This is a genomic window from Bacillus cereus group sp. BfR-BA-01383, from assembly GCF_022663495.1.
In the GTDB taxonomy this organism is placed as follows: Bacteria; Bacillota; Bacilli; order Bacillales; family Bacillaceae_G; genus Bacillus_A; species Bacillus_A cereus_AU.
Genome location: NZ_JAKUFP010000023.1, coordinates 32861 through 58966 on the forward strand (window position 1 = coordinate 32861; position 26106 = coordinate 58966).

A 26106-nucleotide genomic window follows, 5' to 3' on the forward strand; every position below is an offset into this window, starting at 1 on the left:
TTAGTTACCTCGGTACTTACCCTAACTGACGTTTAAATGTTTTACTAGCGAAGAAGTAAGCGATAATCATAATGCCCACGCACCAAGCAAGTGCAATCCAAATGTCGTTGCCAACACTCCCTCCATATAAGAGAGCACGAATCGCATTCACGATGGACGTCACAGGTTGGTTCTCAGCGAACGCACGAACAATTTTTGGCATCGTTTCGGTAGGAACAAAGGCTGAACTAATAAAGGGAAGAAAAATTAGCGGGTACGAGTAGGCTGTCGCCCCTTCCATAGACTTAGCTGTCAACCCTGGAATAATAGCCAGCCATGTTAGCGCCAGCGTAAACATCCCGAGTATCCCAGCTACCGCGAGCCAATCTAGAATATTAGCGCTGGAACGGAAACCCATTAAAAGTGCAACGAGAATAACCACCACCATAGTAAGGACATTAGCAACAAGAGAGGTTAATACGTGAGCCCATAATACCGACGAGCGCTTGATGGGCATAGTAATGAAACGTGCCATCAGCCCGCTCTTTACATCCGTAAACAAACGCACGGATGTATAAGCGACACCAGATGCGATAGCCATCAGCAAAATCCCCGGTAATAAATAATTGACATAGTTATCCGTTCCTGTCTGTATGGCACCACCAAATACGTAAACAAATAACAACATCATCATAATCGGTGTAATCGCTACTGTAATAATCGTATCCGGACTGCGCATGATGTTGCGCATTAAACGACCTAGTAATACCCCTGTTTTACTTTTCATTTTACATCTCCTCCTTTTTTACCGATGATCGCAAGGAATATTTCTTCCAATGTCGGTTGCTTCTCTATATACTCCACTTTTGCTGGTGGGAACATCTCTTTAAGTTCAGTAAGAGTACCAGTCGTAATGATTTTTCCGCCATGCAAGATCGCAATACGGTCCGCTAGTTGTTCTGCTTCCTCCAAGTACTGAGTCGTCAATAAGATCGTTGTGCCTCCGCCGGCAAGTTCCTTAACGGTATCCCAAACTTCAATCCGAGCTTCAGGGTCAAGCCCTGTCGTTGGTTCGTCAAGAAAAATGACTGCTGGCGTCCCGATCAAGCTCATAGCGATATCAAGCCGGCGCTTCATCCCGCCTGAATATTGGTCTGCTCTCTGATTTGCTGCATCGGTCAAGCTGAATCTTGCAAGCAAATTGTCAGCGACTTGAGCGGAATTGGAAACTCCACGTAACTTGGCGATCATTATCAAGTTTTCTCTCCCGGTAAGCATACCGTCTAAAGCTGCGAACTGCCCTGTCAGACTGATACTTTGACGAACATGATCTGATTGACGCTGAACGTCAAAACCGCAAATACTTACTTCACCACCATCTTGCTTCATCAGCGTCGAGAGGATGTTGACCGTTGTCGTCTTGCCCGCTCCATTTGATCCCAGCAGTGCAAAAATTTCGCCACGCTGCACTTCAAAATCCACCTCTTTTAAAACTTCCTTGTCTTTAAAAGATTTTTTTAACCCTTTTACAGAAATCGCTGCATTACTCATACTTTTTTCCTCCTTATAAAAATGTTTTACGAAGATAGATTACCTATCCCCCTCTATTTAGTAGCACTGATAATCTGTACTACTTAGTACCGAGTTAAAAATATAACTGAATAGCGATGGCGGTAATTCATATTTGTAACCAGCTAATCAGTCGGTATTTTCTATTGCATTTATTTTTTTCTCAATTGCTTCATAATACTCTCATTCAAATCTTCACGATACTTGGAAACATAAGTTTTAGCGTTTGCCACTAGTTCGTCAGCAAAGGAAGCTACGTCGTCTCCAGTGATTTCAAGCACTTGTCTTCCTTCCGCCGCACCCGCTTCGAACAAATCGATTAATTCATACTGTATGTGTAACATATCCATCCCATTACCCGCTGAGAAATTCCACATGTAGTTTTGAATTTTCTTAAACACAAACTGATAGTCCTCTGGCAAAGCTCCAACTCGTGCCATCATCATTTTGTACTCTCTTTTATCACCAATTAATTTTTTGAACATTTCCATCATATTATTTTTCCTCCTTTTTTATAAAACAGAACAAGAAATCCCAAAAATATCGGACGCAATATTTTATCTTATGAAGCTAGTTTGACTTCAAGACGTTAATTTTTGATGATACAAAATCCCACTTTTTCCAAAACAATTCAAGCTCCTGGCGGCCAGCTTCATTAAGTGAATAAAACTTACGAGGTGGCCCCATATCTGACGGTTTCTTTTCAATATTCACAAGCTTTTTCTTCTCTAATCGTACGAGGATGGTATAGACCGTTCCTTCCACGACTTCGGTAAACCCAAGATCATTCAGGTGACGTGTAATCTCATAGCCATAAGTTTCACGGCGACTGATGATTTCCAGCACACAACCTTCCAACGAACCTTTCAGCATTTCAGTTAAATTTTCCATGTTCTGATCCTCCTCTACCCCCTATTCTGTCTGACTTATATTCAGTATCACAGAGTACTAAGGCGAATTTTTTACCGAATAGCTTTTGAGAAACCATACTATTCAGTATTGCTTATTACAAGTACATTGTATGACTAAGTAGCGGTGAATGTCAATTGGATTTTAATTTTTTTCTAAAATCCGCTATTCCCTATTGTTTACTGAATATATTTTGAGAAACCAAACTATTCAGTATTACTTATTACAACTACATTGTATGACTAAGTAGTTGTGAATGTCAACTGGATTTTAATTTTTTTCTAAAATCCGCTATATCCCCATTGGATACAGCGGATTTTCTTTTTAAAGAAGTCTCGCCACATACCTATCCAGCTAAGAAAAGAAAATATCACAAAACAAAATATGCTGACTTTGATGGATGTGGCGGGGTCTCCTTATTAATAAGATTGATTATTTTTGTGTTCTTCTATTAACACACCTGCGAATCTAATACATGAGTTTTCGAATACATACAAATTCTTTATAATGCCCACCATTACATATAAGACATCTTTTTTGTCACGATAACATCATATTCATATCTTCTGCTGCAGTTGTAATCAGTTTTAAACCAAATGTTTCTTGTAATACATCAAGCACACCAGGCGAAATAAATTCAGGTGCCTTTGGACCAATGCGAATGTCTTGAATCCCAAGACTAAATAGCCCAAGTAAAATGGCAACCGCTTTTTGTTCAAACCATGATAGGACAATACTCACTGGCAATTCATTTACTTCACATTGAAAAGCATCTGCTAAAGCGGCCGCTATTTTCACTGTAGAAATTGAATTATTACATTGTCCTAAATCAATGTAACGCGGAATCTCCGTACCAGGTACAACACCATAATTTACATCATTAAAGCGGAATTTCCCGCAAGAAGTTGTTAAAATAACCGTTTCTGGCGGAAGTGACGTTGCTAATTCACGATAGTATTCTCCGCCTTTTCCTGGTGCATCACAACCTGCGATCACAAAGAAACGCTTTATTTTCCCTTCCTTTACTGCTTCAATGATTTCTGGAGCTAATGATAATACTGTGTTATGGTGAAACCCTGTTACTAACTGTTCATCCGACTCCATATGTACTTCGGGAAGTTCTAGCGCTTTTTGAATCAGTGGTGTAAAATCATCCTTTTCAATTTTTTGTACGCCCTCTAAGCCTGCAATATCATATGAAAAGAATCGATCAGAGTAGGATCCTTTAATCGGCATAACACAGTTCGTTGTAGCCAATATGGCACCTGTAAATTTTTCAAAAAGACGTCGTTGATCATACCACGCCTTACCAATATTTCCTTTTAAATGTTTATATCTTTTCAATTGTGGATATCCGTGCGCTGGTAGCATTTCAGAATGCGTATAAATATTAATGTCTTTTCCTTCCGTTTGCTTTAATAATTCCTCTAATGCAAATAAATTATGACCAGTAACTACAATTGCTTTACCTTCTACATGATTTTGTGTAATTTGAACAGGCTCTGGAACACCAAAATGATTCGTATGTGCCTCATCCAACAACTCCATCACTCGTAAAGCCGATTTCCCAACTTTCATAGCCATATCAATATGTTCTTGTTCATTAAAATTAGAATTTGTTAATGTCATATATAACGCTTCTTGAGTTGTAGCATCTACAAAAGCATCTGTATACCCTAGCTGAGCAGCATGTGTACGATAGGCCGCAATTCCTTTTAATCCAAACACAATCGTATCTTGTAAACTTGCGATTGTTTCATTCTTACCGCAAACACCCATTATTTTACATCCGCCTGTTGGTGTTTGTTCACATTGATAACAAAACATATCATCCCACCCTCTCCCAATCATTGGTTACAACCTAAGCATAATATCCATTGAGAAAAAAGGATGTGATATCAATCACAATAATATATAAAAATTTGTGACACTTTTATTGTTAACATAATATTTTTATTGACTTCTAAAATCCGTACATACGCATGGACCTTTCTGTTGATTCTTCCAATCAGCTAGAAAATTGATTTAAAGAAATGATAGCAATATTTTTATTATTCAATATATAGAAATGAAATAAATCTTCTGCTTGATATTTTCTATTTCATTGTACGGTGCCAACATCTCTAGCAAGATTTCATAGGATATTTCAAAATAAAGTGCCTTGAATCTCTTGAGCAGATAGTTGTAATTCATCAAATATAGAAATAGACACATAAAAACGTCATCCTTCCCCATAATTCACCAGAAAGAATAGCGCATTTTTTCATTTTGAGGAACAATCAATTTCTTTAGTGAAAAACGTTTTAAGGGCATTACAGGAAATCTCTTTATTTACAATACCTTTACACTACCTTAACATTATTTTCATTAATTTATGATATATTGATATAGAAAAAAGAAAACATTTCAAAAAAATGAAGTGTTTTCTTTTTCACTATTTCTATTACAACCCACCTTCTTATTCCATTCATAACATTTCTTTTTTTACTAATGTATAATAAAATTAATATTCTGTTTTATTAGAAGGGAGAAACTATGAACTTAAAAAATAAAAATATATATGAAAAAATGAACCAACATTCCGTTGCCGGTTTAAGCCTTGCCGTTATACGCGATGGCAAGCTGGATGAAGCAATCTCCTTCGGAACACTTGAATCTGGTACAACTAGAGCTGTTACTACAAACTCCATATTTAATTCTTGTTCTATTAGCAAATTCATCACTGCCATGCTCGTACTAACATTATCCGAGCAAGAAATCGTACATTTAGACGAAGATGTAAATGATAGACTCACATCCTGGAACATCCCTACCAATCTATTTACTTCACAGAAAAAAATTACGTTGCGAAACTTATTAAGTCACCAGTCTGGAATCATTGATCCTCCTAATAGTTTTGAACATTATACACTTGTAAAAGGACTACCTAACACTGCTGAACTCCTTGCTGGTAAATCATTATATTGTCCAGTACCTATAGAAGTGAGTTATGAGCCAGGAAGCGAATTTCACTACTCAGACGCAAACTTTTGTATAATCGAATTACTACTTGAAGATATTACTGGAAAACCATTCAACCTCTTACTACAAGAATATATCTTTCAACCACTTCAACTGAAAAATAGTACGGTATTTTCTCCTGAAGAAATAAATAAAATACATACATTTGCTTGCGGGCATATTAAAGATGGGACTGTAACAACTGATAAATATCCATTTTATCCATTCGCAGCCGCTTCTGGCATTTGGGCAACACCAACTGACTTAGCAACTATAGTAATCGAACTCATTCATTCCTTACATGAAAAAGGCAAACTAAAACTTTCTCAAAAAACAGTGCAAGACATGATTTCTCCTCAAGGTTGCTCAAAATGGACCGGATTAGGTATTTTTCTAAATGATTCGAATGAAGACTTACAGATTTATTCACTCGGATGGGGCGTTGGATTCCAATGTATGGTGGCTTGTTATCCCTACCTTGGTAATGGCGCTGTTATTATGACGAATTCCGATTTAGGTGTTCATCAAATGGAAGGGATTATCGGTGAGGTTCTAAAAATATTATCCTTATCATGAACTAAGTACATACAAAGAAAGAAGCTAATTCTCTCAGCTTCTTTCCTTTAATAGTGCATAATGATCTTTCTTCTTAATTACTAAATATTGATTTTCTTCCGTTACAAGTACAGAACCTAATCGGACTCCTAGTAAGCGTTGATCATCAAACTTCATAATTGCTTCCCCTTCCCTCACATAAACAAAATTATCATGAAAATAATTACATTTATGGAAACCCCTCTAATTCAGACTATATCATAATTTACCAAAATATAAATATCATTGTTCCTTTTAATAAAAATCCCTATTTTTTCATATATTTCGATACGAAAAACTTTCTCAATAAAAAAATAAGAATTTTCAGTTTTTTATTCCATGAAAATCTATTATAATAAAGTTAATAAATATTTGACCTCTCCTAATTCATGTACATATGGATGATCAGTAGTTGCTGCTACTGATCTATTTTTTGTTTTTTCTACTACTAATAAAAAACACGCTAGCAACTAAAGAGCTAGCGTGTTTCTATACTTCATATTATTCTACAGTTTTAGGTTTACGGAAAATCCCCATTAAACCAGCAATTAATAGTAAAATACCTGGTAGTAAATATACAACCGAAATACAAATAAATCCACCAATTGCTGCGATTGTCATCATAATGCCTGCTGCTTTCGCTTTACTCTTTACCATAACAGCTCCAACAATCCCTAGGATAGATAGGAATATTGCTACCCATCCTAATCCAATGATTTCATTTGCTCCTTACGCTTCAAATGCCGCACCCATACCACCAATTAATAGTGGAATAAAAGAACAAAGAACACCAAAAATACCACCAATTAGACCTAAAACAAATTCAGTCGTTCTTTTCATATTTCAAATTTCCTTTTTCATCGTTTTTATAAGCTCTTTCTCAATTAATCTTGTTTATTTATATACATCCGCCGCCAATTCTCTCAAAACATCCACATTCACTACTTCAAAGCATCCATTGTTTTTCTTTATAATCTCTTTATCACAAAAGGTATTCAATGTGCGCAATAAATGCCGATAACTCGTTCCTAACAATTCCGCTGTTTCCGTTAAATTCCCGCTAAACACAATTCTATTTCCGTGCTGAACCGCTCGTTCCCCTGCCGCTAACATGTAACTCGCAAGTCGATTTTCAAGCGGGTATAGTAAATTAATTGTACTGTTTTTTGAAAGTCGATTTAACTTATGTGCTAATGATCCACAAATACATCTTAAAAACTTTGCATCATGAAATAGTTGATTTCTCACTTTCCCTAAAGGCAAAGCAACACAATATGAATCTGCCATTACTTGTACGTTTGACGTAATCTTTTGAGAGTGAATTAACTCCACATCTCCAAGCAACTGCAAACTATCATAGAAACATAGCAATACAGACTTCCCATTACTTAATGTATTAAACGCTTTCGCTTTTCCTTCCACAAAGAAATATAAATAATCTATTTCTTCATTCTCCCTACAAATGAACTCATTCTTTTTAAAAAATATAAGTTCCATATATGGTTTCATATCATTACTAAAAAATGAATCAATATTATTTTGTTTCATATACTCTGCTAATTTATTTGTGTTACATACTTTCTTCATATTTCCCCCACCTTTACAACTCATCCCCATTGTAATCAAAATTTTCTTCTTTCACTATGACATATGTCATAGCAATATACAATTTCAGCGTGATACAGTCATTACAAACATGAAATATAAAGGGGATATTACATTGTATAACTTTCTTTCTGTCTTTATTGGTGTGCTCATCGCCATTATGCTCCCATTGAATGGGATTTTATCTGAAATAATCGGCAATTACACAGCGAGCGTTGTCATTCACCTCGTAGGTTTAGTAGCAGTTGTTGTCGTTTTAATTATTAACAAAAATAAAATTCGTTTTGAGAAAGGCATTCCGCTGTATTTATATAGCGCCGGAGCCATTGGAGTATTCACAGTACTCTTTAGCAATATAAGCTTCTCCGCTCTTGGCGCTTCTATTACTATCGCATTAGGTCTACTCGGTCAATCCATTGCTTCTATCATAATTGATCATTTCGGCTTATTAGGAATGAAAGTTGCAAAGTTTGAAAAGAAAAAACTAATTGGATTATTATTCATCTCTTCCGGGATTTTAGTCATGACAATTTATTAATGGGGGCAAGAAAATGTTATATATTTGTATCGCTATTTTAGTTGGAGTTTCTATCGTTGTTGCTAGAATTATTAACGCGAATTTAGCAAAGGAAATCGGAAATTGGGAAGGTACATTTTTCAATTATATTACCGGGTTATTTTTCTCCGCGCTATTTTTAATTTTCAGTTCAGATTCATTTTATATTCCAATGCATAAATTGCAATCCATTCCTATCGCTGTATACTTAGGCGGATTAGTAGGCGTTATCGTTATTTCATTATCTAACTATATTACTCCTAAAATATCAGCATTTTATTTAACGTTACTTATCTTTATCGGTCAATTGTTTACCGGAACTATCATTGATTTCTTTCTATCAAACGAGCTCTCAATCGGCAAAATTATCGGTGGAATTCTCGTATTAATTGGGCTAACTTACAATTTACTCGTTGACCGTCCTTTTAAAACTGTGAAGAATAACCAAGTTCAATTATAATACTTTACGCTTACCTATCATATATTAATAGAAAAGCTCTTCACACGAAGTAATAGAGAGGAGAAAATCCTATTAAAAAAATCATTTTACTGCTAGGTAGCGTATTGATTATTTCTGGAATCGTATGGTTTTTAAACTCTGGGAAATCTATTCAAGATCTCTATACAGCAAACAAACCGAAAAAGAAAGCGACTATCATTTCAACTTCACGAGATCCAAATGAACCCCCTGTTTTTTTAGGAAAACAAGAAATAAAAGATATACATGTAGAGTCAATTAAAACAAAAAAATCTATCTTTCTTACAAAGACAGATGAGTTGAAAACATTTATTAAAAGTATGGACACAGCAAAAAAAGGCGATTTAACGCTAGATGAAGAAGGTTCTGATTTAGTAGATTGTAACATGTGGATTACTTTCCAAGATGGAACTTATAAACAATATTTAATTTGGATAGTAGATAACAATAGTAGTGAAGTGATGATTGCTCATCAAAACACTCCTGATGATTTAGATCTTACTTATTATCAATTAAATGAAGGCAATTCAAAGAAAGTATATAACTTATTTAAAAAGATTATATAAAAGAAAAGGTCATGAGCTAATAGGCTCATGACCTTTTCTTTTTATATATATTCTGGGAACACTTTACAGTCCTTTTCCTGCTCTATATCATGTCCGAAGAAAACAATCGGGTTCTCTTTCATCACAATTTCTTTTAAACGTTTAATTGAAGATAAAGCTACTTCCGAATCAAATCCAGCAAACGGCACTTCATCTTCAAAATTTTCTTTCGTATAAGATGCATCAATTGTTAATAATACAGAGCCGGATTCTTCTGTCTCAATTAATAGCGACTGATGTCCTGGAGTATGACCCGGTGTAGACAATAATTGAACTCCTGGTACGACTTCATAATCCCCTTCAATGATTTTATAGTTCAAATGCGGCAATATACATTCTTTCATATATTCTTCTCTATGAAGTGCCGCCTCATATTCAGCACGCTGCACAATTATCGGTGTATTTGTAAAAGTACCATTTCCTCCCGCATGATCAAAATGCAAGTGAGAACTAATAATATAAAGAAGGTCTTCCGGCTCGTATCCAATTCGTTTTAAAATATTCACGATTCTATCTTCTTCAGTCATTTTCGGTAAAATCTGTCCTTCAACAAATGTACCGTTAAAAAGACCTTCATTATTAACCGCACTTTCTGGCATACCTGTATCTACTAAAATAGGCCCCTTTTCAGTCTCCAAAAGATAACACCAGACAGGCAAGTCTAACAGTTTACCCGGTGTTAAGGTACTGTTAACAGACGAATGATCCAACATACAACGACCTGCTGGGACGAAATAAAGCTTTTTCACTGTCATTATGTATCCACCTTTACATTTAGTTTAAGATAAAGTAACATAGTAAAAAATTCTGCTTTTTAGAAACATACTCCTTCTATACTTTCATTCCATACTCCGAATCAGCAACAGCATTCATAAAAAAATGCTTACTTTTTTACATAACAGCATTTCACCATCTATAATGAAAGAGAAAAAGACTCTTACTTTAATGGAGGAAATTAAAATGAAAGCAATTGGTTTACATGAATACTTACCTATTGAAGAAGAAAACAGTTTAATTAATGTGGAAATTGAAAGACCTGTTGCGACAGGAAGAGATATACTTGTTAAAATTAATGCGATTTCCGTTAATCCAGTTGATACAAAAGTTCGCTCTCCGAAAGATAAAAAAGAAGATGTAGCGAAAATACTCGGCTGGGATGCTAGTGGTGTTGTCGTACAAACTGGCGAAGGTTGTACATTATTTAAAGAAGGCGATGAAGTGTTTTACGCTGGAAGTATTACGAGACAAGGTACATATAGTGAATACCATTTAGTTGATGAAAGAATCGTTGGTAAAAAACCAAAAACTTTAAGCGATGCTGAATCTGCAGCAATTCCTTTAACAGCTATTACGGCGTGGGAAGGTTTATTCGAACGTTTAGGCATTGATTACGCTAAGAAAAGTGAAAATACATTTAAAAACATTTTAATTATCGGCGGAGCTGGTGGTGTAGGTTCAATCGCAATTCAGCTTGCGAAATGGGCTGGACTAAATGTTATCGCAACTGCTTCCCGCGGTGAAACGATAGACTGGGTGAAAAAGTTTGGTGCTGACCATACAATTAACCATCACAAACCGTTAAAAGATCAAATATTAGAACTTGGGCTAAAAGATGTCGATTACATCTTCTGCTTAAACAATACAGATCAACATTGGCAAGCAATCGGTGAACTCATTAAACCACAAGGGAAAATTTGCTCTATCGTAGAAAATGAGCACCCTCTTGAGATGGGGATTTTAAAAAGTAAAAGCGCTACATTCGTTTGGGAGTTTATGTTCACAAAAGCGATGTATGAAACTGGTGATATGATTACGCAGCACGAGTTATTAAACAAAGTGAGCGAATTATTAGATGAAGGTATCCTTCACACAACTTTAAACGATACGTTAACACCGATAAATGCAGAAAATCTTAAAAAGGCACATGCATTACTTGAGGGTGGACGTACAATTGGGAAGATTGTATTAGAAAAGTTTTAATAAAAAAGTCCGATTTCTAAATATGAAATCGGACTTTTTTTTACCTTTATTTACTTGAAATCTCTTGATCATTTTGAACGTCTAACGGAGCTCGCTTCCCTATTCCGAAAGCGTAGAAACTAATTGTAACGATAGCTAAGAAAACAATACCTACAACTAGTGAAATACGAGTATCATCGTTAAACCACATTCCGATTAATACCATAATTAAAAAGGCAATCGTTAAATAGTTTGTAACAGGAGCAAATGGCATTTTGAACGGATGATCTTTCATCTCTGCTCCCTTTTCTTTTCTAAAACGAATTTGACTAATTAAAATAACGAACCATGGTACCATACCAGGAAGTACACTTGCGCTATATACATATACGAATAAGTTTTTCGGTGCAATGTAGCTTAAAACAACACCAACCGCTAAACCGATAATTACGCCAACTGTACCGAATAAAGGTACACCATTTTTAGAAATTTTTGCAAAGTATTTTGGTGCTTGTCCATTTACACCTAACGTATACAGCATACGCCCAGCACTATAAATACCACTGTTACAACCTGACATTGCCGCTGTAATAACAACGAAGTTAATAAGTCCAGCGGCTGCCGTAATACCAACCTTCGCAAAAGTCGCTACGAACGGACTACCAATTGAACTTAATTGATCCCAAGGATAAACAGTTACAATAACGAAGATAGCACCAATATAGAAAATTAATATACGCCAAATTGTACTTTGAATTGCTCTTGTAAGTGTCTTCTTCGGATCTTTCGCTTCACCAGCAGTAATCCCGATTAATTCCACACCTTGATATGCTCCAACTACAAGTGATAATGCAAAGAAGAATCCTGAAAAACCACCTGTAAAGAAACCACCGTTTGCCCAAAGATTAGATATACCAATCGCTTCTCCGCCGTTACCAATTCCGAAGAAAATAAGACCAAATCCCGCAATAATCATTAATAGAATCGTAACGATTTTAATCATCGCAAACCAAAATTCAAATTCTCCAAATGACTTAACAGAAATTAAGTTAGCTGCCCCAAGAATAACCATTGCAATAATACCCGGTATCCAAGCTGGCAAATCCGGGAACCAATATTGCATATACGCTCCAACCGCGATAATCTCTGACATCCCAACGATAACCCACTGGAACCAGTTACTCCACGCTGTCATATAACCAGCTAACGGGTGAATATACTTATGACCGAACGTCGCAAATGAACCTGTACTTGGCTCCATATACAACATTTCTCCCATGGCACGCATGATGAAGAAGATAAAAATACCTGCAATCGCATAAGCAAGCATTACTGACGGACCTGTCCATTTAATCGTGCTGGCTGACCCCATAAACAAACCAACACCAATTGTTCCGCCTAAAGCAATCATTTGAATATGACGTGCTTCTAAACCTCTTTTCAATTCTTTGTTTGCCACTTCATTTCCCCCTCTTAGATGATTCATAGCCGCATTTTAAAACAAGATGCTGTACCCTAATTCCTTTCGGCTCGAAAATGATGAAGCAAACGTCATTTTAAGATAGCTTTAAAGTTATCTTAAAATCGTTTATTGCCTCTTATAAAATTTCCAAAACCTCTCATTTTCCGATTTTCTATAAATCTGAAAATTTCTTACTTTATATTAATTTATTTATCTGAAAAATTCAATTATTTTTTCAATAAATTATTATTCATAAATCTAATTAATCTTTAACTAATTTAACAATAAAATACATCTATTCAATATGATTCCTGTATAAATATTATTACAATATAAATAACCGAGGAAAGCATATCTTCCTCGGTTTCATATCGCATGTACTTTAATATTTATAGTTGATAACGTCATTTCCTACCATTTAAATGCATTTTATTTCCCTTGCTACTATCACGTAAAAATTCTATTTTCACACATCACCTGAGGATTTAGTATATTAATAAAATTACCTATCTTTGCATACCTAATACATCCGTCCAATCTTAATCACTCAATTCTTATTTCTGAGAATTGATCCTTAGTAGTACGAAAACAAAGAAGTCCAGTAATACATCACTGGACTTCCTCTTTATTTTCTAACAATACTTCCTTATCAAAACGAACAAATTTACTCTGCACTTCCATTCCAGCTGCTTCGTATACACGAGGTGCGCCTGTAATATTCTCAGAATCTACATTCAAATGAATTTTTGAAATCCCCTCTTCGTACAATTTACCGAATGCATGATGTAATAGCGCTAATCCTAATCCTTGTTTCCGCTTAGAACGCCTTACACCTAAGTGAGTAATTTCAGCTTTATCGTCAGCACCCTTTTTACTAAAGATAAAACCTACTACTTCATCATCAAGCATCGCTAGTGACCATAATGTAGGATGAAACCCCTCTCTATCAGTACGCTGTAAAAACTCTTCTAACGTAGAAGGTTGCGAGTTCCAGTGATCTGCAAAGGCTTCATTAAAAGCTTGATGCAATCTCTCATCATCCACACCAGGTATGTAATGTCGCACTGTAACACCATTTGGCCATAGTGGTGTTGGCACATTTGAGTTCAATTCAATCCCCATCCCCCACCATATACGCGTGGGAATAAAACCACCTTCTCTTAACACTTTTTCCTCATAGAAATTATTTGCTTGTGTTATAATCGTGCCATTCGAGCAAGACGAATTACTAACAAGCTCCGTAGCACGCTCTTCAAGCTTTGACCATATTACATGTTCAATTTCTTGATTCATATAATCAGGGTTTACAAATACGGCAGATGGAAACTGTCTTTCATTCCCTGTCAAAATTCCATAAGCGATTATTTCATCTTTATCCATAACAACATAAGAGTTTTTACTAACATCAATACCTTTCCATGAGTTAGTAATATCCTCTACCGTTGTATCAATTTCACCGTACATAGCTTGATCATAAATTGTACATAGCTTTAAAATTTGTTGTAGATCTTCTTGTGAAGTTGCTTTAACATTCAGATTGTTTACTAAGTTCCGCATACATTTCAACTCATTTAAACGAAATAATAAGATTATAATAATTAAAAATTCGAATCTTAGCAGGAGATTCCGATAAATATATATTATTTTTATCCAATCACTTCAAATTAAAATATAATCAATATACAGTAATCTTATTCTATATATATCTTTCAATTTCCTTTCGTAAATGTTACAAAAGTCTTTCAACCGACTCATTTTTTTCTGGTGTAACAGGAAGAGTAAACCAAAATTCACATCCCTGTTTCCCATCTTGGCGGTCCCGAACACCAATTTGTCCTTTATGCAGTTCAACTAGCGATTTTGCAATGGCTAAACCAAGTCCAGAACCTCCAGATTGTGAACTTCTTGATGGATCCGTTCTAAAGAAACGGTCAAATATACGCAATTGATCATCTGGAGAAATCCCTTCCCCTTCATCACACAAAGTGAATTGAACTTGCTGCTTCTGTTTATTTTCCTCTACAATTAATTCGATTGTCCCACATGTAGGAGAATGCCGAATCGCGTTATGCAACAAATTATTGATAACTCGTGCTATTTTACATGGCATAATCCAAATTCGTGGTAATGTCTCAGAAACATGCAATTGTAGATTAATCTCTTTATCTTGCAATAAGATATCATGTGAATCTATTACTTTTAATAGAATGCTATCCACATGTATTAAACTTGGATGAAAAACTTCTTGTCCAAGTTCTAACTTAGAAAGATCAAATAAATCATTAATTAGTCCACTTAATCGTTGTATATCATTTAGGATTGTCTTTAAATATTGTTGTTTCATATCAGGGTCTTCAATTAATCCATCTTGTAACGCTTCTACCATCAATTGTATGCTAGCCATAGGAGTTCGTAAGTCGTGGGAAATATTTGCAATCAACTCTGTACGTGCTTTTTCTCCTTTTTCTAACTCAGCAAAGCTTTCGTCTAGTTTTTTGGCCATTTCTTGAAAAGCTTCCGCTAATTCTTTAAATTCTTCCGGTTCTTTCCCTATGATGTACATCGTTCCAAATTGTCTATCACTAAATTGTTTGGTTAAGGCAATTAGATTTTGAATAGATCTCATAATAGGGCGTGTCATTAACCAGTAAATAATCGTAGAAATAATCATTGCTACAATTACTATTACTATTAATAACCGTGTCTGTTCTGGTCTAAGTAGCATTTGCCTTTCACTGTACCATATAGAAATCACCATGATACCCGTGCTTAATAGATTCATCAATAACAGTTGATATCGTAACTTCATTTATCGTTTCCTCCATCTGGTTCAAAACAATAACCGATGCCCCAAACCGTATGAACCCAACGATTCTTTGTTGTATGTTTCTCCAATTTCTCACGTAAACGACTCATTAATACAGTTACTGCATTTGTGCAGCCTTCATACTCAAATCCCCAAATTTGTTCAAGAAGTTGGGAACGTGAAAACACCTGTTTAGGATGTTTTGCCATGAGATAAAGCACCTCAAACTCTTTCACCGTTAGCTCAATTTCATATCGACAAACAAATACACGTCTTTTCGTTGGATCAATTTGCAAATCTAGAAACTCTATCATTCCTGATTCAGGCTCTATTCCTTGAAGTGTTACTTGATTTCCTCTTCTTAATATAATTTGTACCCTTAATACTAATTCACGAGGCGAAAAGGGTTTTGTTACATAATCATCCGCCCCCATTGTTAATCCTAAAATCCGCTCCCTTTCTTCTCCTCTCGCAGTTAACATAATAATAGGTACATTGGAATGCTGACGAATTTCCTCACATAGTTCCCAACCATCTTTTTCTGGCATCATTAAATCTAAAATAATTAGATCTGGTTGAAATTGTTGAAATACATTCCATCCTTCTGCTCCGTTCACAGCAGTGTATACCTCATATCCTTTCCTTTCTAAGTACCGTTTACATATCTCCCGTATATTATCTTCATCTTCTATAATTGCAATTCTTTTTTTCATACATTAAATCTCCTCGGTTCCTTCATCAATGGCGATTGATATAAAATCAATATGCGCAAGTTCATCTTAGTTCATAGATATTGCATTTTTCTTTCAAAAATATAACAAAACCCTTTCACAAATATCATAAAAATTGTTACTCAAGTAAAAAAGTTTCTTTTTCTATAGCTGAGAAAAAGAAACTTTTCACTTTTTAGATATATATGCAGCATAACCTAAATGGTATTTAGAGCACCCTTCTTTTCCCTAAATTAATTTTTATCTCCCGTTACATTATGAATCTAACTTTTTAAGTGAATTTTGAAAGGAGCCTCTTACTTCTATGCATAAAATATAACGTCTACTGAAACTAGGAGTTGTACTTCAATTTCAAGTTTCATTATCTCTATTAAATCCATTTTTCTTTGCCTGATCAAATCACTTCAGACCACCTATATTTCTACAAGATAATAGTTTAATTTTCATTTTCAAAGATTTATTTGTTAGTTATGATTACATGCTATTTGGACTAACATCACCAGCTGAGTCACCGTTATAAATTGGGAAAAACAAAGTAACAGTAGTTCCTTTCCCAACTTGGCTTTTTATACTTATTTTCCCACCATGACTTTCAATAATTCTGTAACTCATCATGAGCCCCACACCCGTCCCTTTTTCTTTTGTACTATAAAAAGGTTCACCTAGTCTTTTAATTCTTTCTGAAGGAATACCTACTCCTTCATCTAAAATACAAATCTTAACCTCGGTACTATTATGTTTTTTCACATTAATGATGATTTCTTGACCATTTTGTATAGCCTCAATAGAATTTTGTAAAATACTATAGAAAACTTGTTTTAATTGAATTTCGCAACACTTAATCAATAAGTTTTCAACATCCATATTCAATGCAATACGAATATTCTTCATAATTGCTTGTGTACTTATTAAGTCGACTACATTATCTAATATAGTACAAAGGTTTTTCGGTTCAAATACTGCAGCATTCGGTTTTGCAATAGATAAAAATTCTTGAAGAACTGTTTCAATACTACTGATTTCAGAAAGTATTAGACTTAAATATTCTTTATCCTTTCCTACTTCCTGCTGCAATAATTGTATGAACCCTTTAATTACTGTTAATGGGTTACGAACTTTATGAGCGATCCCAGCTGCCAATTGCCCTACTGCATTAAGGGTATCTGATTTCTTTAATAACTCCGTCGTTATTTTACGCTCTGTAATATCACGTACAATAATCATAATTTTATCCTCAAAAAGTGGTAAAAGTCTTGCTTCAAAATAATAAATTTCATCATCTAGTTGTAGAGAATAATCTATTAATACAGGAGCGGATGAAGTTTTTATTTGATTAATAGCCTTCTCAAATTGCTTTACGATAGGAACTGGTAATATCTCTTGGAATTTCTTCCCTATAAATTCTTCAATTGGAACATAAAATTTGGATATAGAATTTACTTTACAATCCTTAATGGTCCCATCAAGTTCTGATAAAAAATACAAATCAGGAATTGCTTTAAAAATTAATTCTAGTTCAGTCGAGGTTTGTTTAAGTTTCTCTTCCATCCTCTTACGCTTAGTTATATCAATTCCAATCGCTCCGATACTCCACCCTGAATTTGGAATACTATGTAAAATATTGGACCACATAATAGTTTTTATCTCACCATTTTTACATGTGATATCCATCTCCCAATCTCTAAAATCTTGACCATTTTGCAACAAATCGTTACGATTAGGTCTATGAGGATGTAGCAATTCCATCGCTTTTGGATTGTTAATTATTTCATCTGCATTATATCCAGTTACTAATTCGCATTCCCGATTCCACATGATAATATTTCCTTTTTCATCAATAGCATTAATCATAATCGGCATATTTTGTAATATACTGCCTAAACAATTTTCCTCATGATTTGTTATCGCATTCATTTGTGAATCTTTTCCATGAATTTTTTTAAGGTGTAATTGTTGTGTTGCCATCTCTTCAATTAGGTTTGCAATGCATTTAAAATGTGTTATATGAGAATTCGCAATAACCTCTTTATTAATACTTGTTCCTATAACAAAGGTTGCTATATGTTCCTGCTCAATAATGATGGGAATATGCATTTCTTGGGATAATTGGATTTTTTGATTACGAAAAAAAGGGTTACCTTTGGAAAATATAACATTTTGATTATTATCAAGGAGACAGAATGGAACTTTAGTTAAATTATAAAATTGCTCTGTTATATTCTTAAACTCGTTTATATTTATAAGATCTTTAAGTGTGTATTTCATTATTTAACCCATCTCCTTTATATTTACTATATCTTTAAGAATCCCAATATAAATTTTCAAACTAGAAGCAATTAACAATTACCTATTACAATGATAATCTTGTTCTGAATTACCATAGGATTAACCGCGTACTTGTATAGAGTAATAAAACAAGGGTTTAAAACATAAAAGACCGCAAAGCTTTCTTAAAAAACGCTCTGCGGCCTTATACTTTCTTGTTTCACCAAAATAAAAATCAATTGTATTTCTTTCTGAATCAACGGCTCGCTATAAGTAAATCTATTATCCTCTTACTTTTATATAAACTAATTAATTCTAAATCATACTTATAAACTTAGTTTATAATCATTGTACAAACAAAAAACAATCTATATTTCCCTATTATCTTTACTAAGTCACTTACCGTTAACAACATATTACTTAGCTGATAGTATGAGCATTTTCACACTTGATAAATTCCTTATACCAGCTAAAGTTTTTTATTATCTCATCCGTTGGCGGGCGAATAGGACTCCACCTAAAATCAACATCACCATACCTGCGATAATAGAAATCATCTCCATTGATGTTCCGCCTGTTTTAGGAAGCCATGCTGACGTCTTATTATTTTCTTTAGTAGGCGAAACCTCTGTATTAATCTTTGAAGATGTATTTTCTTTTGTTGGTGGAACTTCCAAATCAACCTTTGAAGGTGCATTTTCTGTTGTTGGTGGAACTTCTGTATCAACCTTTTGGGGTGCATCTTCTATAGGATCAACAACTGTTCCATCTTTTATTTTTGTATTCGTGATGTCATAACCTTTTACTTCGGATTTGTATCCGTCTACTGGTTGTTCTTTCACTTCATACTTGTACGCTTTTCCTTCGGCATCATATGCTGCTAAATCTTTGAATTCATATTTCCACCCTGTTGCTTCACTTACTTCTTGTGTCGCAATCACTTGACCATTTTGTAGTAAGTCTACTTTGATTGTTTTCGGACGATCTGTCGCATTGCCATCTTTCCACGTCTTCGTTCCTTCTACTTCTGTTTGTGCTACTTTTGTATTCGTGATGTCATAACCTTTTACTTCAGATTTGTATCCGCCTACTGGTTGTTCTTTCACTTCATACTTGTACGCTTTTCCTTCGGCATCATATGCCGCTAAATCTTTAAATGCATACTTCCAGTCACTTGCTCCACTTACTTCTTGTGTCGCAATCACTTGACCATTTTGTAGTAAGTCTACTTTAATCATTGAAGGACGATTTGGTGCGTTATCATCTTTCCACGTTTTTGTTCCTTCTACTTTTGTTTGACCTACTTTTGTATTCGTGATGTCATAACCTTTTACTTCGGATTTGTATCCGTCTACTGGCTGTTCTTTCACTGTATAGATGTAAGCTACTCCGTTTGTATCGTATGCTTGGAGTTTTTCAAATGCATACTTCCAGTTTGTTTCTGCTGTTACTTCTTTTGTGTCTACTACTTTACCGTTTTGTAGTAATTCTACTTTTACTAAGCCTGATCGATTTGGTGCGTTGTTATCTTTCCACGTCTTTGTTCCTTCTACTTTCGTTTCGCCTACTTTTGTATTTGTGATGTCATAACCGCTTACGCTAGATTTATAGCCCGCAATCGGCTGTTCTTTCACTTCATACTGATAAGCTACTCCATTCGCATCGTATGCTTCTAAATCTGCAAATATATATTTCCAACCCATTACTGCTAGTACGTCTTGTGTTTTGAATACGTTACCATTTTGTAGTAAGTTTACTTTGATCATTGACGGACGGTCTATTCCATTTCCGTCTTTCCATGTCTTGATTCCTTCTACTGTCAATTTTGCTACTTTTGTGTTTGTAATGTTGTAGCCATTTACTTCCGATTTATAGCCCGCTACTGGATGCTCTTTTACTGTGTAAGTATAAGGAACACCATTTGCATCATATCGTGCCAAGTCTGCAAATATATAATTCCAACCATTTAATGCTGTTACATCTTGTGTTTGAATTACGTTACCATTTTGCAATAAGTCTACTTTGATTGTTGTTGGTCGATCTGATGCATTGTTGTCATTCCAAGTTTTCGTTCCTGCTACTGTTGTTTTCGCATCTTTCGTATTCGTAATGTCATAACCTTTTACTTCGGATTTATATCCGTCTACTGGTTGTTCTTTCACTTCATACTTGTACGCTACTCCATTCGCATCATATGCCGCTAAATCTTTAAAGGTATATTTCCACCCTGTTGCTTCACTTACTTCTTGCGTTGTCATGACCTGACCATCTTGTAGTAAGTCTACTTTGATTGTTGTTGGTCGATCTGATGCGTCGTTGTCATTCCAAGTTTTCGTTCCTGCAATGAATATAGTTTTCACCTTATTCGGAATTGGTAACTTAACTCCATTTACAGAACCGGATTTAACTTCGAAACTTATTTTTTCTTGGGGATCGAAATCAACATAATCTGGTGCTGAAACTTCTTGCACATAATATTTACCTGGTTGTAAATTAAGGATTTCAATTATCCCTTTTTCATTTGTTTTATGTTCATTTCCAACTTGCTCACCCGACTCTTTATACAACTTAAACGAAACATTCGGGATTACTTTTTCTTCATTTCCTTCAAGATGCTTAACAATTCTTAGCGTCCCTTTTGAAGGTAACTCACCTTCAGCGCCACCACCAGCTGCCATATTTTCGACTTGATAACTACCTGAGTCAAAAACCGGTTCTTTGTACAGAACTTGGTAATCAATTGTATAATCATTCTTAAAGAATTCTTGCTTCTTTCCAGCTTCCGTTATAGTAGATGTATAAGCAATTGAAAAAGCTGCAAGGCGTGCCTTATCCTTATAAAGCACTACTTTAAATGAAGTGTCACTAGTAAATGTAATCTTTCCATAACCTTTAGATTCAAAGTCTTGCAGTGATAAACTTTGTCGGCCTAGATAGTTATCAACACTTATTCTGAAACTATCTTTATTAAGTATTTGACCTTCTTGCAAACTATCAGACACAACAATATTACGGCTTAACTCTTCTTTATTTAAGTTTATGTTCAAGAACCAACGTACTTCATTGTCCTTACCTGAGAGCGTATCACCAGTTTTATAAAAAAACGGCTGCTTTCCAGGATTTGTACCACCGCCACCACTTGGGCCGGTAATCGTTACAGTTTGCTTGTCTAAATTTATACCTAAATTTGTTTCAAACTCTTTCTTTTCACCTGTTCCTGCATTAGTAGCTTGTACTCTAAAGTTTAAATACCCTCTAATATTTTGATGCGTATCTGCTTTATCATTAAATGTACATACCACCGTACCTGAAGTTACTTTACAAGTACCATAATCACTTAAATCAAACGTTGTATTCAAGCCGTTTAATTCTGGGGGTAGTGCTAATGTTAGTGTGTCTCCAGGCTGCAGCTTAATTCCGTTTTTTTCACTGAAGTTTACAGTTATTTTAGTCAGTTCTCCGCTCTGTAGATCTGATTTATCCAGCTTAAAACTATCCACAAGTCCTATTGTATTTAACTCTTTTGCACTCGCAATTATAGGTACCAAACTCTGACCTATAGTCAACATAAAAAGCATTAAAATTGAAAAAAACGAAGTTATTCTTTTTATCATGTCATTCTCCCATCAATTATTATTAGATGGCTTCTAATATGACTATGTAATGACAATGACTTAATAGGTTGATGGCATTTCTGCTCTTTCAACTGTTATAAACTTGAAAATTGATTGCTATAAGCCTTCATTTTTCTAATGCAATATTCTCTTTACTAATTTTAATATTTACAAACTAAGCAATTACTGATAATGTTGTAATCAGTATCATTACATCGTTTCATCATCCCTATCAAATCTCGAAATCTTATGTTGTATCATATCTGCCATCTTAAAATGAGCATAAATTTCTGATTAATAATGTTTTCATTTAAATGCCATTGGTTTACTCATACTATTCCCCTTCATTTATAGATTCATAACATGAGTATTTCCAATTTTGATACCGTATTTTTAATGATTCACAATTTTTATTTACCAAAATCTTTTGCCCCCTCCTAAAGGCATTTTTCATGCTCTCCTCCGTAATATAAGACTATTTAGGTAACAAAAATAGTTTTTGTAACTTTTGAAACTGATTTTGTAATTAATGAAACCAAACATAAACCAATAGCAGGTTTTGGATAAAACCTGGTTTCCCCCCTCGCCTTCATCTATCAATCTGTTTTAAATTATGAATTTAGTATTTTATTTACAATCTACATGACCTATATATGTAATGTTTAAATCTCGCTATACTGGATCTTCAATCAAATTTCCTGCATGAAGACTAGATTCACGATTTATTGTAGATGATGAAAAAACGGTTACTAAGGAAATCCCTTACTCAATAAATAAATTTTGTAAAACCGTAGCACTAAAAAAGAGGTTGTTGGAAAAGTAGGCTAGTTCACGGATGAGACAACACCCTTGTAGCTAAAATCGTGGTTAATCAAAAAAATGGTAGCGCAGGCATAAGCACCTGCGCTACCATTTTCGATTTGATTTTTTGCTATTAGCATTTTTCTAATACAATCGATTCATGAACAGATTGTTACTAAAAAAGATATGAATTTCTCTTCAAAACCATCACTGAAGTGACGGCGCCTTTTCTATGTAAGAGCTACTAGAAGGTATCCTTCTAGCCTACTCCCATTTATAAGTCCAAAATTGCTCAAGTTGCAGCCATTTTAATGTTGCTGCATCTTTATTTTTTATTTTTGCATGCGTTTCTTCAAGCATCGCTTCTGTTTGTGAACGGTGCGCACCTAGTGCAGCTAATTTATGTTCAAATACTTCACTAATATTATTTACAACATCCGGCTCACCTAATACAGCTTCTCGATTTTTCGTAATCGCAACTGCATGAATGACTGGACGTTCTTCTTTTGACATACGTGATACTGCGCGGGCTACAGCGCGGCCAAATGCATCATGATCTGGATGTACGCCGTGCTCTGGATAAAATGTAATAATTCGAGATGGATTTACTTCTTGAATGATCGCTTCAATTTTATCTGCAACGAAATCAACATCTTCAAATTCTAACGTTTTATCATGGAAACCGAGCATTCTTAAATCTTGAATTCCCATCGCTTCACATGCATCTTTCAATTCTTTTTCGCGGATATTTGGAATCGTTTCACGGTTAGCGAATACGTTTTTCCCCATGTTACGTCCCATTTGCCCTAAAGTACCACATGCATACGTTACAGGTACTCCTTGATCTGTTAATAAGCGAATTGTTCCTCCCGCAGCAAATGCTTCATCATCTGGATGCGGAAATACAACAAGTACATGTCTCTCCATAAGTTTCCCTCCTTCTTACTTAAATGGCGTTAAGCTTAACTCAAGTGCAACCGCTAAGCGGCCCTGATTATCATGCCCTGCAAGTAATAAACGCTCTTTATCGTCTACTTCCCAGTGCGTAATACCTTCTGCATATACCCAGCCATGATCCATCTTTAGACCAACTCGGTATGGGTTTGTTCCAGTTATCTTCCCACGCTCAAAGCGAATAATTGCATTTCGAATGAATGCTCCAACTGTCATCATCTTTTCATTAAAGTGTGACGCATACGCTCCGTTCGTCGTTTCTAAATGAATATATACATCTTTATTTACAAAACGTTCAATTTCATTTTGAATAAGAGAACTATCTTTTACTATTTCCATCGGAATTCACCTCTTTAAACCATTTTACGCAAAAATAATGTAAATTGCTATCTCTATATTAGAGGACAACGCTCACTTTTCCTAATAATTTGCACTGTGTTTTTTATATTTTTTATATGATATGTAAAAAATACATTTTTTCCTTCACTTTGTGAAATAGTTTTCTTTCTTTTTTGAATTTGCTACAATATAAATTATACAGAGGGATGCATATTTACAATTGAATACATACTTTAAAGAAGGTGACACGATTGGAACAATCAGTACACGAAGTAGCAAATTGGCAATATTATTTTGCAATTGCCGTATTTTTAGTCACATACGGTTTTATTATTTCTGAGAAATTGAATCGTGCTGTAATTGCACTATTCGGCGCTGCTATTATGATTATTTTTGGAATTGTAGATTTACATACTGCTTTCACATCACATATTCAATGGGAAACGATTACCCTTTTAATTGGCATGATGATTCTCGTACATATTACGAGTCAATCAGGCGTATTTGAATTTGTAGCCATTAAAGCAGCAAAAGCAGCTGGCGGAAAACCAATCCGCATTTTATTATTACTATCCCTATTAACCGCTGTCGGTTCTGCATTTTTGGACAACGTAACAACCGTTTTATTAATCGTTCCTGTTACACTATCCATTACACGTATTTTAAAAGTAAACCCTGTTCCTTATTTGATTTCAGAAGTACTATTTTCAAATATAGGTGGAACAGCAACACTAATTGGTGACCCGCCGAACATTATGATTGGATCAGCAAACAAGCATTTAGACTTTAATGCCTTTTTACTTAATTTAGCTCCAATCGTAATTATTATTTCTATCGTGACACTTGGCATTATTTACTTCATGTATCGCAACAAACTAAAAACAACACCTGAGCAAATTAAAATATTAATGGAATTAAATGAAAAAGATTATATTAAAGATCAAATTCTCCTTTTAAAATCGATTACGATTTTAGGACTAACTATTTTAGGCTTCGTACTTCATTCTATTATTCATGTAGATGCTGCAGTAATTGCGATGACAGGTGCTACACTTCTTATGTTAATCGGCGTGAAAGAACATGAGATAGAAGATATATTTGCTCACGTTGAATGGGTAACCATTTTCTTCTTCGCCGGACTATTCGTTCTCGTTGGCGGGTTAATTGACATCGGACTCATTTCTTCTCTTGCACAACAAGTACTTGACGTAACAAATGGCGATATCGGTTTCGCTGCTATACTTATCTTATGGGTATCCGGTATCGCATCTGCGACAATCGACAACATTCCATTTGTCGCAACGATGATTCCACTTATTCAAGATTTAGCTACAGGACTCGGACTATCTGTCGATTCTCCGCAAATCGAAGTATTATGGTGGGCATTATCTCTTGGAGCTTGCTTAGGAGGAAACGGAACATTAATCGGGGCATCCGCAAACGTAGTCGTTGCCGGTATTGCAAAACGAGAAGGGCATGGGTTCTCTTATATGGACTTCTTAAAAATTGGTTTACCATTAACAATCATTGCATTATTATTATCACATGCTTACATTTATTTACGTTATTTAATGTAAAAGTTGTATTGTATGAATTTATATCTTCAAACACAAAAGGTATGCAGCACTATGCCGCATACCTTTTTTCATCACCAAAATATCCCGATAATTGCTAATCCACCTAAAATCATACCACCAATTTGTCCGATGATTGTTGGGGATAATTGAACACCTTTTCTCACTTCAACAACTGCTCTCTCGTGCCTTAGTTGCTGCACTTCACTTTGAAGTTGGTGCACACTTCCGTGCAATTCTTTTATAAGCTCCTTTAATTCAGCGACCTCTTCGTTTACTGGCTTACTTTTTTCTAAGTTCATCTCG

The 26106-nt window shown here is 34.9% G+C and carries 23 protein-coding genes and 2 pseudogenes; 6 read left to right on the forward strand and 19 right to left on the reverse strand.

Annotation, left to right across the window (positions count from 1 at the left end; genetic code table 11):
* Positions 1–16: 16 nt before the first annotated feature.
* The 5 genes from MR065_RS19025 to hcp form a co-directional block, all read right to left on the reverse strand.
* Positions 17–766: an ABC transporter permease gene (locus MR065_RS19025; protein WP_242214731.1), complete on the reverse strand. Its 750-nt coding sequence runs from the start codon at positions 764–766 to the stop codon at positions 17–19.
* A complete protein-coding gene (locus MR065_RS19030) occupies positions 763–1530 on the reverse strand; it encodes an ABC transporter ATP-binding protein (RefSeq protein ID WP_242214732.1) in 768 nt (255 codons plus the stop codon). The genes MR065_RS19025 and MR065_RS19030 overlap by 4 nt, the downstream gene beginning before the upstream one ends.
* Positions 1531–1700: 170 nt before the next feature.
* Positions 1701–2042, reverse strand: a complete 342-nt coding sequence (locus tag MR065_RS19035) for a DUF1048 domain-containing protein (protein ID WP_097905646.1) — start codon at positions 2040–2042, stop codon at positions 1701–1703.
* 76 nt (positions 2043–2118) lie between these two features.
* A complete protein-coding gene (locus MR065_RS19040) occupies positions 2119–2439 on the reverse strand; it encodes a PadR family transcriptional regulator (protein WP_000429483.1) in 321 nt (106 codons plus the stop codon).
* Between the two features lie 558 nt (positions 2440–2997).
* Positions 2998–4284: a hydroxylamine reductase gene (gene hcp / locus MR065_RS19045; RefSeq protein WP_242214733.1), complete on the reverse strand. Its 1287-nt coding sequence runs from the start codon at positions 4282–4284 to the stop codon at positions 2998–3000.
* A gap of 708 nt (positions 4285–4992) precedes the next feature.
* Here hcp and MR065_RS19050 point away from each other — a divergent pair.
* Entirely contained in the window at positions 4993–6033 is a 1041-nt protein-coding gene (locus tag MR065_RS19050; protein ID WP_242214734.1) for a serine hydrolase domain-containing protein, read from the forward strand.
* A gap of 33 nt (positions 6034–6066) precedes the next feature.
* Here MR065_RS19050 and MR065_RS27485 read toward each other — a convergent pair whose 3' ends face one another.
* The 3 genes and pseudogenes from MR065_RS27485 to yeiL all read right to left on the reverse strand — a co-directional run bounded on the left by MR065_RS27485 (position 6067) and on the right by yeiL (position 7638).
* Positions 6067–6189, reverse strand: coding sequence for a hypothetical protein (locus MR065_RS27485; RefSeq protein WP_277927468.1), 123 nt, complete (start codon positions 6187–6189; stop codon positions 6067–6069).
* A 363-nt stretch (positions 6190–6552) separates the two neighbouring features.
* Positions 6553–6891: pseudogene (locus MR065_RS19055) on the reverse strand (DUF4064 domain-containing protein).
* Positions 6892–6945: 54 nt separating this feature from the next.
* Positions 6946–7638 carry a transcriptional regulator YeiL gene (gene yeiL / locus MR065_RS19060; RefSeq protein ID WP_097905652.1) on the reverse strand — a complete coding sequence of 231 codons (693 nt, stop codon included), beginning with the start codon at positions 7636–7638 and terminating at the stop codon, positions 6946–6948.
* 109 nt (positions 7639–7747) lie between these two features.
* Here yeiL and MR065_RS19065 point away from each other — a divergent pair, with 109 nt between their 5' ends.
* The 3 genes from MR065_RS19065 to MR065_RS19075 all read left to right on the forward strand — a co-directional run bounded on the left by MR065_RS19065 (position 7748) and on the right by MR065_RS19075 (position 9256).
* Positions 7748–8194: a DMT family transporter gene (locus MR065_RS19065; RefSeq protein WP_242214735.1), complete on the forward strand. Its 447-nt coding sequence runs from the start codon at positions 7748–7750 to the stop codon at positions 8192–8194.
* 13 nt (positions 8195–8207) lie between these two features.
* Positions 8208–8672, forward strand: coding sequence for a DMT family transporter (locus tag MR065_RS19070; protein ID WP_242214736.1), 465 nt, complete (start codon positions 8208–8210; stop codon positions 8670–8672).
* An 89-nt stretch (positions 8673–8761) separates the two neighbouring features.
* Positions 8762–9256 carry a hypothetical protein gene (locus MR065_RS19075; protein ID WP_242214761.1) on the forward strand — a complete coding sequence of 165 codons (495 nt, stop codon included), beginning with the start codon at positions 8762–8764 and terminating at the stop codon, positions 9254–9256.
* Positions 9257–9297: 41 nt separating this feature from the next.
* Here MR065_RS19075 and aiiA read toward each other — a convergent pair whose 3' ends face one another.
* A complete protein-coding gene (aiiA, locus tag MR065_RS19080; protein WP_242214737.1) occupies positions 9298–10050 on the reverse strand; it encodes a quorum-quenching N-acyl homoserine lactonase AiiA in 753 nt (250 codons plus the stop codon).
* Between the two features lie 205 nt (positions 10051–10255).
* On the opposite strand from aiiA, the gene MR065_RS19085 reads away from it, so the two are divergent.
* On the forward strand, positions 10256–11275 hold the full coding sequence (locus MR065_RS19085) for a zinc-binding alcohol dehydrogenase family protein (RefSeq protein WP_242214738.1): 1020 nt from the start codon (positions 10256–10258) through the stop codon (positions 11273–11275).
* Positions 11276–11321: 46 nt separating this feature from the next.
* Here MR065_RS19085 and MR065_RS19090 read toward each other — a convergent pair whose 3' ends face one another.
* The 9 genes and pseudogenes from MR065_RS19090 to MR065_RS19125 all read right to left on the reverse strand — a co-directional run bounded on the left by MR065_RS19090 (position 11322) and on the right by MR065_RS19125 (position 24226).
* Positions 11322–12713 carry an amino acid permease gene (locus MR065_RS19090; RefSeq protein ID WP_141436512.1) on the reverse strand — a complete coding sequence of 464 codons (1392 nt, stop codon included), beginning with the start codon at positions 12711–12713 and terminating at the stop codon, positions 11322–11324.
* 612 nt (positions 12714–13325) lie between these two features.
* The gene (locus tag MR065_RS19095) at positions 13326–14273 is read right to left on the reverse strand and encodes a GNAT family N-acetyltransferase (protein WP_242214739.1); all 948 of its coding nucleotides are present in this window, start codon (positions 14271–14273) and stop codon (positions 13326–13328) included.
* 172 nt (positions 14274–14445) lie between these two features.
* Positions 14446–15525 carry a sensor histidine kinase gene (locus MR065_RS19100; protein WP_242214740.1) on the reverse strand — a complete coding sequence of 360 codons (1080 nt, stop codon included), beginning with the start codon at positions 15523–15525 and terminating at the stop codon, positions 14446–14448.
* Entirely contained in the window at positions 15522–16235 is a 714-nt protein-coding gene (locus MR065_RS19105) for a response regulator transcription factor (protein ID WP_242214741.1), read from the reverse strand. Before MR065_RS19105 ends, MR065_RS19100 begins: the two co-directional genes overlap by 4 nt.
* A 492-nt stretch (positions 16236–16727) precedes the next feature.
* Positions 16728–18518 carry a PAS domain-containing sensor histidine kinase gene (locus MR065_RS19110; RefSeq protein WP_242214742.1) on the reverse strand — a complete coding sequence of 597 codons (1791 nt, stop codon included), beginning with the start codon at positions 18516–18518 and terminating at the stop codon, positions 16728–16730.
* 166 nt (positions 18519–18684) lie between these two features.
* Positions 18685–18785: pseudogene (locus tag MR065_RS27620) on the reverse strand (DDE-type integrase/transposase/recombinase); the annotation flags it as partial.
* Between the two features lie 215 nt (positions 18786–19000).
* Complete coding sequence (locus MR065_RS19115) at positions 19001–22132, reverse strand: Cna B-type domain-containing protein (protein WP_242214743.1); 3132 nt, start codon at positions 22130–22132, stop codon at positions 19001–19003.
* Positions 22133–23197: 1065 nt separating this feature from the next.
* The gene (gene bshB2 / locus MR065_RS19120; RefSeq protein WP_242214744.1) at positions 23198–23860 is read right to left on the reverse strand and encodes a bacillithiol biosynthesis deacetylase BshB2; all 663 of its coding nucleotides are present in this window, start codon (positions 23858–23860) and stop codon (positions 23198–23200) included.
* A 15-nt stretch (positions 23861–23875) separates the two neighbouring features.
* A complete protein-coding gene (locus MR065_RS19125; RefSeq protein ID WP_000407039.1) occupies positions 23876–24226 on the reverse strand; it encodes a YojF family protein in 351 nt (116 codons plus the stop codon).
* Positions 24227–24477: 251 nt separating this feature from the next.
* On the opposite strand from MR065_RS19125, the gene MR065_RS19130 reads away from it, so the two are divergent.
* Entirely contained in the window at positions 24478–25803 is a 1326-nt protein-coding gene (locus tag MR065_RS19130; RefSeq protein ID WP_098991103.1) for an ArsB/NhaD family transporter, read from the forward strand.
* Positions 25804–25874: 71 nt separating this feature from the next.
* Here MR065_RS19130 and MR065_RS19135 read toward each other — a convergent pair whose 3' ends face one another.
* Positions 25875–26102: a TSC22 domain family protein gene (locus MR065_RS19135; RefSeq protein ID WP_242214745.1), complete on the reverse strand. Its 228-nt coding sequence runs from the start codon at positions 26100–26102 to the stop codon at positions 25875–25877.
* Between the last annotated feature and the right edge of the window lie 4 nt (positions 26103–26106).